Origin of the sequence: Haloferula sp., from assembly GCF_049672945.1 — a bacterium.
Classification (GTDB): Bacteria; Verrucomicrobiota; Verrucomicrobiia; order Verrucomicrobiales; family Akkermansiaceae; genus Haloferula.
In genome coordinates this window covers 1-13,141 of record NZ_JBATWY010000050.1, presented here as the reverse complement: position 1 = coordinate 13,141, position 13,141 = coordinate 1, and the positions used below count along the sequence as shown (strand labels likewise).

Genomic DNA, 13,141 nt, shown 5'->3' with positions numbered 1-13,141 from the left:
GAAAGACAGGCCGACCGCAATCGGCCGACCTGTTGGAAAACGAACGGAAGCCCGATCTTAGCGACGGCGGCGAAGCAACAGGAGTCCTGCCATGCCGCCAAGCAGTGCGGCGGAAGGTTCTGGGACCGAATTGACCTGGATGAAGTCAACTTCGAAGGTGTTTCCAGTGGTTTCTGAGCCGCTGTTAGAAAGTGCTCCTCCGATCGGATCCACACGGATGGTGGTGATATCCACATCCGGGATCGCGCTAATATCGGCGGTGATGGTGTAAAAGTCGTCACCGGATGGCACGGTGGTGAATCCCGAACTGACGATCACTCCGTTTGCCTGAACCACCAGTCCGACTGGACTGAAGGCGGGTGCCCCGGCGGAACCGATATAGAGCCCGGAGACGCTGTCGGTTTCGCGAACACGGTAAACAACCGTCGTCCATGACTCGCCTGCTCCAAGTACGAGAGTTTGCTCGTACTTAAGTTGCGGATCATTGCTGGAAGCCGTGCCGTTGATGGTGCCACCAGCGACCGTCGCATCGGTAACGTTTAACGTGGTCCATTGTTCGAAGTCGCCGTCGGTATTGAAACCGAAAACGACAGTGGCCGATGCGAGTGGAGCGAGGAAGGAGGACAACGTCAGAAGTGCCGACAAGGATAGGTTTCTTTTCATAGGTCTGGGCAAGTGGGTACCGTGATTAGTCTGATCACCGTAAATTTCACATGAATCGCTTCATGTTGTCATGAGACACGAACGTGTGTCCTTAGTCGTCCGGTTTACCCAATTTCCCGCAGATTTGGTCTTTTTCGGCCAAAAAGCCGGGTCTAAATGACAAAAAAATCTTCCGAGAAATGGGTCCGCGTGACGCCGTTCTTCCTGAAATGAGAGGCCCACCAAGCGGATGTCTGTTTCAGAGCAATGGGCTTTCCTTCGATTTCGGGGCGGCTCTCGATTGGGCGGGCTTGGCGGCAGAAGGCTTTCTGTCGGAAACAGGGGCCGTAGTTGAGCCCTGTGTCTCTAAGGAAAAGAGGCTCATCTTATGACTTTTGTCACAATCCAATCGGCGCGTGACACACGTACGTGTGCCATGACAATAAGAATCGTTCACTATGGAATATGCGGTGAAGGGAGCGTTCGGCAACAAGCCGGTAGCAGCAAACACCACGCACGAAACCAGTTCCAGATAATCTATAATATGAAACCCACAAACTCAATCACTATGAGGAAATTCAATATGTTAGCGATGGTTGCATTGCTGGCCACGCCGGTGAACGCGGCCATTGTTGGTCTTACGACGACAGATATTAGTAGAACCGGCAATTACGATCTCAGCACGGGCAGCAATGTCGATTGGAGATTTTTCAACGACACCACCGGTGGTGGAAATTCACAGCTTGGCGGTGCAGGTTCGATTAGCGCCGTGACTGCGACTCTTACGACTGGCATTACCTACCAGGTCCAAGGGTCTACTCCTCAACAATACAATTGGACGGATGGAATGATTGCTGGAGTGGGTGGCGCTTCGAACACAGGACTTAATATTGACGATGCACTCTTGAAAAGCAGCGCGGCAGGCCCGGATCTTGAAGGTTCTGGTGCGAATCTCTCTTTCACCATTGTCGGGCAAACCTATCCTCAAACCGTGTCGATTTATGGAATGAAGCTAAACATTGGTGAGAACTTTACCGCCTCATTGAATGGTTTCTCCGATGTCGACGTGACCGGTACTACTGCGGGTGGCACCTCCGTGGCGTTCAGGACAGACCTTACTTTCACCGCACTTAACACTGGCGACTTGCTGACATTGACTCTGCGGGGTGCAGGCAGCGGTGCATCGGTTGATGAGAGGGTCGGAATTCAGGCAGTCACCGTTTCTGGAATTCCTGAGCCATCAGCGGCTGCTCTTCTCGGTCTCGGTATGCTAGGCCTCGCCGCCCGCCGTCGCCGCGCATAAGCGTATTTAAAACTTCTGAACTTAAGCGCCCCTGCCGGAATTCTGGCAGGGGCTTTTTCTATCCAATGCAAGGGGTAATCGTTTCAGGGCTTGGGGCCTAAGTCGATCTGGACATACTTGTAGATCGCCGAATCGATTCCTTAGGTCATGATACACGAATGTGTGCCATGGACTTTTGAGGGCGTTGGAACAAGCGTAGGTTGAAGGGCTTGTGCAAGACGGTCGGTCAATCGAGCTCGATTTCGAAGGTGTGTCGGCCGGAACTGATGACTTGCTCCTGACGGTCGGCATCGAATTTCACAGGGGTCCCCGCATGGTTCCACGCTGAGATGCTGCCGGGAGGGGTGATGCGTGCTTTTGCTCCCGCTGGCACTTCGACGTTCCAAGTGAGCTTCTGGCCGTCGCGCTTCCACGAACTTTCGATCCAGCCCATGGCGGAGCGGAAGCGGCAGTCGACTTCCTTCAGGTCTCCAAGGATGACGGGTTGCAGGCGGATGTTTTTGAAGCCGGGGCTATCCATCCGGATACCTGCCAGTCCGCTGTAGAACCAGTGGGCAAAGGCGCCTTGGAAGGGGTGGCTCATGGAGCGCTCCCAGGGCTTTCCTTCATCGATTTCGGCAGGCCAGACTTCCCAGAAGCTGGTGGCTCCTTGTTTGAAGAGATAGCGGAAGCTTGGTGCGGTTTCGATGCGAAGGATCTTGTCGGTGAGTTCCTTGTGACCGTGATCGGCGAGGGCCGGCCAAAGGGAGGGCAGGCCGAAGACGCCGGTCATGAAGTGATTGCCGTCTTTGCCGACTTGCTCGGCGAGTCGGTTGGCGATCTCCTGAACACGCTCAGGGGGGGCGATACCCCACTCGATGGCGATGGCCATCATCGACTGATAGCTCCAGCCCTGGTGTTTCTCCATGGCAAGGAAGAAGGCTTCCCTCGATTGCTCTGCGAGGGTGCGCCACTCCTTCACTTTTGCGTGGTGGCCGAGGATCTCTTCAGTTTCCGCCATGATGTCCGCACAGCGGAAGAGGCAGGCGGTCGAGAGCATGGGGATGACTTCTCCGTAGTAGTCGCGGGCTTCTCCGCGGTCGGCATTGGGATCGTAATTCGGCCAGGGACGGCACCAATCACCGAGGCCGGCATTGACGATGCCGTCCTTGTCGGCGAGGGCTGCCACGTGGCGGGTCCATTGGCGCATGGGTCCAAGATTCCGGGAGAGCACTCTTTGATCACCTGTGAACTGATAGAGATCCCATGGAATGAAAACAACGGCCGAACCCCAGTCCGGTGAAGCTTCACCGATGAAGCGTTTGCCGGGAGCGACCATGGTGGGGATGCCCCTGGCTTTTGGACGGACCTTTCGATCACCCATGCCCATGCCGAAGGTCAGCATCGGCTGGGTGCGCTCGGCGGTGGTCAGCATGTCGCGCACGTATTTCCGCCACATGGCGGATGAATCGTAGCGATACATGGTGAAGGGAACGCAAAGGTGGGCGTCGCCGGTCCATCCGCAGCGCTCGCGAGCCGGGCAGTCCATTGGCAGGCTGAGGGTGTTGCTGACCTGGGTCCAATGCGCGGTATCGAGGAGGCGGTTGATCAGGGGATCCGAGCTGGAGAATTCACCTCGAACGGGCATTCGGGTGTGAGTGGGAATCCCTTCGAGATCGATCTGGCTGACCTCGCCGTCTTCGATGCGCACTTCGACGAATTGAAATCCGTGCCAGGCGAATGAAGGTTCCCAGATTTCGGTGCCACCGCCCCCGCAGATGTAGGTATCGACCTGGTCGGCCTTGGTATGAATCGTTCCGGTGCTGAGCGTGTCGACCCGGCCATCGTCGCCGAGGCGTTCGGCGAAGGTCATGATGATCTTGGTTCCCGCCGGAGCGGTTACCTTGAGGCGGCACCAGCCGGTGAAGTTCTGGCCAAAGTCGTAGACCTTGATGCCGGGAGCGGGCTCGGTGATGTCTTTGACGGGCAGGGGTTTGTGGCGAACGATGGGTGGCAGGGATTCGGCCTCCATGACTCCCCCGGGTGCCGGCATTTTCACGGCTGGAAACCAGGAGGAATCGTCGTAGCCGATTTCCGTCCAGCCATCGACAGCGAGCCGGGCATCGTGGGTTTCGCCATGATAGATGTTTGATGAAGTGATTGCTCCGGTTTGGCATTTCCACGAAGTGTCGGACACGATCTCTTTACGGCTGCCGTCGGCCGACCGAGTGATCAGGCGTGCGCACATACGAGGTTCGCCGTAGCTCATGCCTTTCGGGCCCCAGACCTTGTTCTGATTGTAGAAGCCGTCGCCGACCCGGACGGCGAGCACGTTGGTGCCGGGGCGGAGGATGTTTTCGACGTCGTGAGTGATGTAGAAGACGCGCTGCTCGTAGTCCGTCTGTCCTGGCTCGAGGACGCCTTCACCCAGTCTGACACCGTTGAGCCATGATTCGTGGTAGCCGAGACCGCTGATGTAGAGCCTGGCTCCCTTGGTCGGACCGGTCGCTTGGAATTCCTTTCTGAAGAGAGGTGCGGCTTCGCCCCGTTGCTTGGGATCCATGCCGATCCAGTCCGTTTTCCAAACGCCCGGCAGGCCACGCTCGAAACGTTGTTCGGGACTCCACGAGCTGGGTTTGCCGGCGGCGTCAATGGAGCGCACGCGCCAGCGGACCTGGGTTCCGTCGGTGAGTTCGGGGCCTTGCCAGACCTTCCAAGGTCCGTCGCTGACATCAAATGGTGCCGGTTTCCAGAAGGTCGATTCGGCCTCTCCTTCTGCTTCGATCTCGGCTTGGAGTTCCCACTGAGAGACGTCGGAGGTCCTTGGTGTCCATTCCAACCGAGGTGCGGGGTCGTCGGTGACCACCCATCCGGAGCGTCCTTCGGCGCGCATGGATTCGACGGGTGTTTCTGCGAGCAGGCTGGAGGGCGTGAGGGCAAGGAGCAAGAGCAGGCTTGTTTTCAGTGGGTGCATGATGGGGAAGTGGTGGTGTGGTTCAGCGTGGGGTCGTGCGGCGCTTCAGGTTCTCCGGCGTGTCACCGGAGATCTTGCGCCATTCGAGGAGCTGGAGTTTCAGGTCCGGGACGACCGAGCGGTGCCTCGGGTCATTGATGAGGTTACGAACCATCCACGGATCGTTGTCGAGATCGTAGAGTTCTTCGGCGGGTAGACCGCCTTCGACGATCTGTTTCAACAGCTGGTGCGGGAGGGTGCCTTCGGCGGAAACCGTGGCGCCGTAGGTTCGGTTGAACCACGGTTTTCCGGGTTTGTATTGGTCTTCGTTGAGGACGCGTTGCGGTCTTTTGAGCGAGCCTCCCTTGGGTTGGCTGAGATTCTGAATGTAGTAGTATTTCCCGTCGGTGACGGCGCGCGCGGGGTAGTAGCGATGGCAGGCGGTGAGGATCGTGGGGCGCTCGGGGAAGGCATTTTCTGATCCGTTGAGGATCGGACGAAGCGATTTCCCGATCATGGTCTGCGGCTGGTCGATGCCGAGGTAATCGAGCACGGTGGGAGACAGGTCGAGGTGGGAAACCGGGTGGGTGATGGTGCGTCCGCCTTCGGTATCAAGGCCGCTGACAAGCAGCGGAATTTGTAGTCCGGCGGCGTAGATCGACTGCTTGGCACGGTGGAGCCCGATGCCGTGGTCCGAGGTGTAGATGATCAGGGTGTTGTCGAGTTCACCTTCGGAGCCAAGGGTGTCGATGACCCGTTGAAAGATCTCGTCGATGCATTCGATCGCTCCGTAGTAGTCGGCGATGTCCTGGCGCACGGCGGGGACATCAGGGTAGCATGCGGGAACTTCGATCTCCTTCGGATCGACGTTGTTTACGCCGCCATCGCCCAACAAGCCGCCCTTGGGGTCCCACTTCCCGTTGTCGGCGGGGACAGCTTTGAAGGGGAGGTGCGGAGAGCCGATGTTGTACCAGAGGAAAAAGGGGCGGTCTTCGGCTCGCTTGATCACGTCCTTGGTGATGCGTTCGGCGTCTTTGGGCTTCGTGCAATGGACGTATCCCTTGTGGAAAGGGAACTTGCGGATTGGCTGGACGTGGGACTTGGAAGTGACGGCCGTGAAGATTTGATGTTCACGGAGAAGCTCGATCAAGGTCGGGAGATCTTCGTGGACGCCGCCGCGCGACAAGTCGGAAGGGTCATTGTTCTTTGGCAGTGGGAACTGCACGCCGTAGTTCTCGACATTGCGGACGGCGGAATTGGTATGAGGGTAAGTGCCTGTGAAGAGCGCCATTTTTGAAGGGGAGCAGACCGGGGAGAGCGCGAAGGCACGGGTGAAATTGACGCCGCCGCGGGCGAAGTTATCGATGGAAGGCGTATCGAGCCCCTTGGTTCCCAAGATCCCCAGGTCGCACGATTGATCTTCGGTGATGAAGATCACCACGTTGGGGACGGCGCTGTCAGAAGCTCGAAGCGGCCATGCCAGTCCGAGCGTTACAAGGACCCGAGTCGCGAGGGAAAGCAAGGAGGCTTGAAACATCATGAATACGAAATGGGGGGATGGGGAACGGAGACCGGAGACCGGAGACCGGAGACCGGAAGAAATTTTACTTCTAGGGCGAGTCAATTGCCTCCAAGCTTCCGCGAATATGATACGATTCTTGTTACTGGCCATCTTTTTTACGGCTCTCCACGCCGCTCCGCCGAATGTCGTCCTGATTCTTTCGGATGATCAGTCGTGGAATGACTACAGTTTCATGGGGCATGAGGAGATTGAAACACCTCGCCTCGACAGGCTTTCCGAAGAATCCCTCACCTACACTCGAGGTTACGTGACGGCGCCCCTGTGCCGGCCGTCCCTGGCTTCGATTTTCACCGGACTATCGCCGTTTGAACACGGTATCACGGGGAATGATCTGCTGGATAATCGTGGCAAGAAGGTCTCAAGAAGCGAGCCGAAGGGAGCGAAGCTTCATCAGCAGCTCTACGATCAGTTTCTCGAGTGCGAGGGTCTGGCGGATGCCTTGGGAGAAGTGGGTTACCTTTCGCTTCAGACAGGCAAGTGGTGGGAAAGTGATCCGAAGAAGTCGGGATTCACCCATGCGATGACTCATGCGGATCCCAAGCGTGGTGGTCGTCACGGTGATGCGGGTCTGGATGTGTCGCGCAAGGGCATTGGGGAGATTCGCGAGTTCCTCGACGTCGCCAAGGAGGAGGGTAAGCCCTTCTTCATCTGGCATGCTCCGTTTCTGCCCCATACCCCCCACAATCCTCCGCCGGCGCTTTTCGAAAAGTACAAGGCCAAGGTCGATTCACCGCACGTGGCCCGCTACTACGCGATGGTCGAATGGTTTGATCAAACCTGTGGGGAGCTCTTCGATGAACTCGATGAGCGTGGCCTCAGCAAGAACACGGTGGTCATCTATGTCACCGACAACGGTTGGATTCAGGATCCTGAAAGTGCCCGTTATGCCCCGCTGTCCAAACAGGATGTCCACGAGGGTGGGGTTCGCACACCGATCATGATCAAGTGGCCCGGCGAGATTGAGCCGCTACGTGATGAAACCACTCTGGTTTCCGCGATCGATATTGCGCCGACCATTCTGGCTCTGGCTGGAGCCGAGGTGCCGGAGGCCATGAAAGGGATCGATCTTCGTGATCAAGCGGCCCTCAAAAAGAGGAACGCGGTCTTTGGTGCGGATCATTCCCACGACATCGTCAGCGTCGACAAGCGTGTGGCGAATCTTGAGTCACGCTTTGTCATTCAAGGTGAATGGAAGCTGATCATCCACAATCAGGATAACTTTCCTGCCCCGCTGTATGCCGGTCAACCGAACGGCAAGGAAAACAATCCCGAAGGCAAGCCGGAGCTCTACAACCTGATCGCGGATCCGTTTGAACTCAACAATCTCGCCGAGGAGAAGAAGGAAAAGGTCGCCGAGCTCAGCAAGCTGCTCGACGAGTGGTGGGATGGCTCGGAGCCTGATTGAAGCGGGCTCGAACTGTTTTCAGGGGCGGGAGATTTTGTAGAGTCTCAGGGTGCTTGGCGGAGGCAGCGGCTGCTGGCGAGGTTGATCGCGGTTTGCATCCAGGGTCTCCCATTTGAGGACGTAGCGAAAGACTTCGCCGTTCACGCTGGCGGTGCCATGGCTCTGTCGGACCTGCATGCCATCGAAGTCGCTTTCGAGTTGGTTGATTTCCTCGGGCAGAGACGGTGGTGATGAGATCTTCTTTTCGAGGGGTTTGAATGTCGTCTCGTCGAGCACGAGCCGTCCGCTTCCATAGTCACGGTGCCGGTATTTCATGGTGAGGACGCCCGGCTCCGGGACCTCCATTTCACTGATCCTGATGCCGATGAATCCCATCGAGCCGTTGCCGCTGAAGTTGATCGGCTTGTTCCAGTCCGTCAGGAGATGCCGGCTCCATTTTCCCTTTTCCGGGCGCGCGGCAAAGATCTGCATGTTTCCGTCAGCATCCCGCTTGTGATAGCTGATGATCGGGCGATTTTTGCTATCGAAGCCAAGTTTTGCGCCGCCGTTGATGATGCCGCCACCGCTTGGGATGGGATCGACCCAGAGCTGCTCATGCTCCAGTCTAAGCGGAAGTTCGACGGCTTCTCCGAAGGCTGATTCCCAGTGGATCAGGTCCTTGCTGCGGGCATAGGAAAGGTGGTTGTTGGTGGCGCAGTCCGGGGTGTCCCGCCAAACCCAGAGCATGTGGAAGCTACCGTCCGGTCCCTTGACGGGTCCTGAAGGGTAGGCGTTGCGCTTTCCCTCTCCGTCAAGAAGCGGGGTGTCCATGAGGCGGGTCCAAGTACGAGATTTATCGTCGTATTTGTTGTAGATCCTCCGGCCATTTCCCGATCCCCCGTTACGATAGTTGAAGATGAGACGGCCCTCGTGATCTTTGAGAAAATTGGGATAGGTCACCCGGTTCTCCTGCTCTCCGGTCATCTGGGCTTTCTTCAGGCTGGTGATGTCCCGCGCTTTCTCCGTTCGGAAATAGATGAGCGGGATGTTGTGCATGTTGCCGGAGACGTGGAGATGGCCGTCGTCATCCAGCGCCATGGTGATGTAGTTGTGTGAGTCCCACCCGATCTTGGAGGGGAGGATTTGATATTGCCATTGATCCGAGTCGAGTTCGCGGAAAGCCACGGTCATGTTGTGATCCTGATCGTAGAAGCCGACGTATTGGTCGTTTCCAGCGGTAAGCAGGCAGAATCCCACCGGGAACCCCGACGGAACTTTACCGATCTCCAGGGATTCCTCGATGCTGACTTCAGGCGCACTGCTTTCCGCCGCAGGGGCATGGCCGATGAGCCCTGCGATCACCAGCAGGGAGAATCCGATTTTTCCAAGTTCCATATAACCTCATCTCGATACGGATCGGATGAGGTTATTCTTGCGGACTTCGTCAATGAAGGATGCGCTGCGTTCCAAGCGAGCTATTCAGCGGAAAGCGCTCTCTACTTGATCGTGATGCGGTGGGAACCGGGAAGGAGTGTCTGGGACTTCGTCGGTGGGTTCTCGGAAGTCCAGGGCGAGGTTTCCGGAAGGATCAGCTCGGCCGTGGTATTCGGTGGAACGGTCGCTTCGTAGCTCAAGGAATCGTCGTCATTACGTTTCCAACTCACGGAAATACGACCATACGGTGAATCGTGATACGCTTTGACCCACGAGATGGCCTCGGTTTCGTCGGTCGCATCCTTCGACGGGAAGTGCGGGTGAAGCAGGATCTTCGAGTAGCCGGGTTCGGCGGGGGCGATGCCGGCGAGAGTCGACATCATCCACTCGGTCACGGCTCCGAAGGCGTAGTGCGAGAAGGAGTTCATCGCGGCGTTCATCTTGCCGTCGGCACCACCGAAGCCGTGCTCTTCGGTGTAGGAATTCCAGCGTTCCCAAATGGTGGTCGCGCCGTTCTTCACTTCGTAGCCCCATGATGGGAACTTGCGTGACTGAATGAGCCGCACGGCGAGGTCGAGATTTCCGGTATCGGTGAGAACGGGAAGCAGGGGTTTGGTTCCGAGGAAACCGGTGGTCATGCCGGTGTTCTTCGGGCCGGATTTGGATTGGATGAGCTGGGCGAGGTGCGCTCCGGCGGCTTTGCGCTCCGCGCTGTCTGTTAGAAGGCCGCAGTCGAGGGCGAGAACGTAGGCGGACTGGGATGTCGGCTTGATCGAGCCGTCTTCCTGGAGGTGATTGTCGCGGAAGTTCTTGCGCAGGGTGGCGACCCAGTCGCGGTATTTTTCCGCTTCCTGGTCGAGGGCTTGCGCATCGGCCATTTCGGCCATCTGACGACTGATGAGGGTGAAGTAGCAGAGATCGATGTACTCGTGCGGGGTCTCATCGTTAACGTTGAGCCAGTCGCCCCACGGGGCCCCGAAGGCGGTGCCTTTGAGTTCGGGATCATGTTTCCTGCGAGCCTCCATGTAGCGGCTCATGGCTGGCCAGTGATTGACGAAAAAGTCGGGGTTGCCGGTCGCTTTCCAGATGGCGTGCGGGACGATGACGCCGGCATCCGACCAGGCGGTGGCATGAATGGCGCCGCCATGGCCGAAGGGATAGGGGGCGTAGCTCGGGTAGTAACCTTCCGGGGTCATGGAGTCCTCGAGTTCGCGCAGCCACTTCTTGAAAAAGGCGGCGACGTCGGCGTGGTAGGCGGCGGAGGCGGCGTAGATCTGGGCGTCGCCGGTCCAGCCCATGCGTTCGTCACGTTGGGGGCAATCGGTCGGCAGATCGATCCAGTTGCCACGCTGGGTCCAGACGGCGTTTTCGAAGACCTTGTTGACGCTGGGGTCGGAGCATTCGAAGCCGGAGGAGAAGGGGGTGTCGGAGTGCATGACCAGACCGGTCACCATCGAGAGTGGTGGTTCGGCATCGAGGCCGGAGACTTCGACGAATTGGAAGCCGTGGGAAGTGAAGCGCGGTGTCCAGCTTTCGCCATTGGGGTCGCCCTTGCAGATGTAGGTGTCGAGAGAGCGGGCGGCCCTGAGGTTTTCGGTCATCAGGCGGCCGTCCGGGTGGAGCATTTCGCCGTAGCGGATGACAATTTTCTGGCCTTCTTTTCCGGTGACTTGGAGCCGGATGAGTCCGGCGATGTTTTGGCCGAGATCGAAGATGAAGGTGCCCGGCTTGAGTTCGGTCACGCTCTTCGCCGGCATTTCTTCGATGATGCGGACGGGTTGGGCGGGGTAGGCCTGGAGGACGGGTGGTTTGGTAAAGCCGAATTCCTGTTCCTCTTTCTTGAAGCGATCGATGAAGACGTGTTTGTGGGAGCCGTTGTCCTCGGCGAGGATGGCGCTTTCCCAATTACTGGCATCGTAGTTGTTGGTCGACCAGGGTCCGAGTTCCTTGCGGGCGTCGTAGCCTTCGCCCATCAGGAAGTCGGCTTCGAACTCGGGGCCCGTTGAGACTTTCCAGCTTGGATCGGTAGTGACGGTTTCAGTACTACCATCCTCGTAAGTGAGTTGGAGCTGGACCATCAGGGAAGGCGTTTTGCCGTAAATGTTCCGTCCGGTCTTGTAGGGGCCGTAGCCGACGAGCTTGCCGTAGGCGAGGTATCCGGCATACCAGCCGTCGGCAACGATGGCTCCGAGGGTATTGGCTCCCTGCTGGAAGTCGGCGGTGAGATCGTAGGCGTTGTAGTAGGCGCGCAGGTCGTAGTTCGTCCAGCCTGGGGCGAAGTAGGTGTCGCCGATGCGTTTGCCGTTCAGGTGCAGTTCATAGATGCCGAGTGCTGAGGCGTAGGCGATGGCCTTGGTGATCTTCTTTTCGGCATTGATTGACTTGCGGTAGTAGCGGGGAGGCGGGAGGTGGAGGGTGGCGCGGTCCTTGTGGAAAGGCGTCTCATCCTTGAAGGAAATCCATGGGGCGGTCGGCTCCGAGCCGATCAGCGCGGTGAGGAATGTCTGGTTTGCGCTCCATGGGGAGACTTCGTCTTTGCTGTTCCAGGTCTGGACTTTCCAATGGATGTGGGACGAGGACGGCAGGGGCTTGCCGGCATAGATGGCATGGGCATCGGAGCTGGTTTTTTTGCCGCTGTCCCACAGATCGCCGTCATCGGCGGCGAGTTTGTCTGCGGAGCTGCTGACGAGGATGCGGTAGGCTGACTGGGCGAGACCGGGGGATTCCCCTACAAGTTGCCATTGGAAACGGGGGTTCCGATCGTCGAGACCGACGGGGTTGGTCTGGTGTTCCACTTGGAGCTTGGTGAGCTCGAATCCGTGGAGCGAAGTGACGAGCAGGGCGGAGAGAAGAAGATGGCGTATCATCGTTTAGCAGGCTTAGTAAAAACGCACCACGAACGAGCCGTGGTGCGTTGAAGGTTTATGGATCAAATTGATCGTTGAATTAGCTACGTTTTGAAAGAACGTCTCTTTCGTAGTTTCCGATTTCCTTGAGCCAGGTGGGTCCGACGGGTGCATCATTGCGACGGCAGAATTCGTCCCAGACGGCGCCGATCGGGAAGGTTTTGGCTTCTTCTTGAAGCGCGAGGCGAGTGGTGTAATCGCCTGCGAGTTCGGCGGCGCGAAGTTTTGCCGTTGGTTCGAGGAGGCCAATCATCAGCCCGCGCAGGGTGTTGCGGACACCGATGGTCCAGGCGGCGACGCGGTTGATCGAGGCGTCAAAGAAATCGAGGCCGACGTGGACGCGGTCCTCGACATTGTTGGCGACGATTTCGCGGGTGATGGCGAGCAGTTCGTCATTGAGCGTGACCACGTGATCGGAATCCCAGCGGACGCCGCGCGAGACGTGGAGGAGAAGCTCGGGCACGTAGAGCAGGCAGGAGGAGATTTTTTCCGAGATCATCTCGGTCGGGTGGAAGTGACCGGCGTCGAGGCAGAGTGCGATCTGCTTTTCCATGGCGTAGCCCATGTAGAACTCGTGGGAGCCGACGACAAAGGCTTCGGAACCGATGCCGAAAAGCTTGGATTCGACGGCGTCGATGTTGTGCGGGGTCGGGCTGGCGAGGATCTCGTCGAGCGATGCCTTGAGGCGCTGGCGCGGGGCCATGCGGTCGGCGGGGGTGTCCTTGTAGCCGTCGGGGACCCAGATGTTGGTGACGGCTTTGGAGCCGAGCTGCTGGCCCATGTCGTTGGCAATGGCGCGGCTGGCCTTGCAGTGGTCGATCCAGAACTGGAGGATGCCGTCGTCGGCGGAGGAGAGGGTGAAACCATCGTCGGCTTTCGGGTGTGAGAAGCAGGATGGATTGAAGTCGAGGCCGAGGTTCTGGGATTTGCACCAGTCGATCCAGCCTTGGAAGTGCCT

General features: G+C 58.0%; 8 protein-coding genes. 2 read left to right on the top strand and 6 right to left on the bottom strand.

The genetic code is table 11. The features are described from left to right. Positions 1 to 57 precede the first annotated feature (57 nt). Entirely contained in the window at positions 58 to 663 is a 606-nt protein-coding gene (locus tag WBG04_RS04140; protein WP_424313115.1) for a hypothetical protein, read from the bottom strand. Between the two features lie 547 nt (positions 664 to 1,210). Between WBG04_RS04140 and WBG04_RS04135 the strand changes: the two genes are divergently transcribed. Next, positions 1,211 to 1,945, top strand: a complete 735-nt coding sequence (locus tag WBG04_RS04135) for a PEP-CTERM sorting domain-containing protein (protein WP_424313114.1) — start codon at positions 1,211 to 1,213, stop codon at positions 1,943 to 1,945. Between the two features lie 226 nt (positions 1,946 to 2,171). Here WBG04_RS04135 and WBG04_RS04130 read toward each other — a convergent pair whose 3' ends face one another. Continuing rightward, positions 2,172 to 4,898, bottom strand: a complete 2,727-nt coding sequence (locus WBG04_RS04130) for a family 78 glycoside hydrolase catalytic domain (RefSeq protein ID WP_424313113.1) — start codon at positions 4,896 to 4,898, stop codon at positions 2,172 to 2,174. A 22-nt stretch (positions 4,899 to 4,920) separates the two neighbouring features. Continuing rightward, complete coding sequence (locus WBG04_RS04125) at positions 4,921 to 6,417, bottom strand: sulfatase family protein (protein ID WP_424313112.1); 1,497 nt, start codon at positions 6,415 to 6,417, stop codon at positions 4,921 to 4,923. Between the two features lie 106 nt (positions 6,418 to 6,523). Here WBG04_RS04125 and WBG04_RS04120 point away from each other — a divergent pair, with 106 nt between their 5' ends. Next, positions 6,524 to 7,864: a sulfatase family protein gene (locus tag WBG04_RS04120; protein ID WP_424313111.1), complete on the top strand. Its 1,341-nt coding sequence runs from the start codon at positions 6,524 to 6,526 to the stop codon at positions 7,862 to 7,864. Positions 7,865 to 7,882: 18 nt separating this feature from the next. Here the strand turns inward: WBG04_RS04120 and WBG04_RS04115 are convergent, their stop codons facing one another. The 3 genes from WBG04_RS04115 to WBG04_RS04105 form a co-directional block, all read right to left on the bottom strand. Then, on the bottom strand, positions 7,883 to 9,238 hold the full coding sequence (locus tag WBG04_RS04115; protein ID WP_424313110.1) for a BNR repeat-containing protein: 1,356 nt from the start codon (positions 9,236 to 9,238) through the stop codon (positions 7,883 to 7,885). A gap of 101 nt (positions 9,239 to 9,339) precedes the next feature. Beyond that, complete coding sequence (locus tag WBG04_RS04110) at positions 9,340 to 12,144, bottom strand: family 78 glycoside hydrolase catalytic domain (RefSeq protein ID WP_424313109.1); 2,805 nt, start codon at positions 12,142 to 12,144, stop codon at positions 9,340 to 9,342. A gap of 79 nt (positions 12,145 to 12,223) precedes the next feature. After that, positions 12,224 to 13,141: L-rhamnose isomerase (locus WBG04_RS04105; RefSeq protein WP_424313108.1), on the bottom strand; the 918-nt coding region annotated here is incomplete at its 5' end.

Coding starts and splice junctions, on each gene's coding strand:
- WBG04_RS04110 (WP_424313109.1), bottom strand. CDS start 12,144: ATGATACGCCATCTTCTTCTCTCCGCCCTGCTCGTCACTTCGCTCCAC.
- WBG04_RS04135 (WP_424313114.1), top strand. CDS start 1,211: ATGAGGAAATTCAATATGTTAGCGATGGTTGCATTGCTGGCCACGCCG.
- WBG04_RS04130 (WP_424313113.1), bottom strand. CDS start 4,898: ATGCACCCACTGAAAACAAGCCTGCTCTTGCTCCTTGCCCTCACGCCC.
- WBG04_RS04120 (WP_424313111.1), top strand. CDS start 6,524: ATGATACGATTCTTGTTACTGGCCATCTTTTTTACGGCTCTCCACGCC.
- WBG04_RS04125 (WP_424313112.1), bottom strand. CDS start 6,417: ATGATGTTTCAAGCCTCCTTGCTTTCCCTCGCGACTCGGGTCCTTGTA.
- WBG04_RS04140 (WP_424313115.1), bottom strand. CDS start 663: ATGAAAAGAAACCTATCCTTGTCGGCACTTCTGACGTTGTCCTCCTTC.
- WBG04_RS04115 (WP_424313110.1), bottom strand. CDS start 9,238: ATGGAACTTGGAAAAATCGGATTCTCCCTGCTGGTGATCGCAGGGCTC.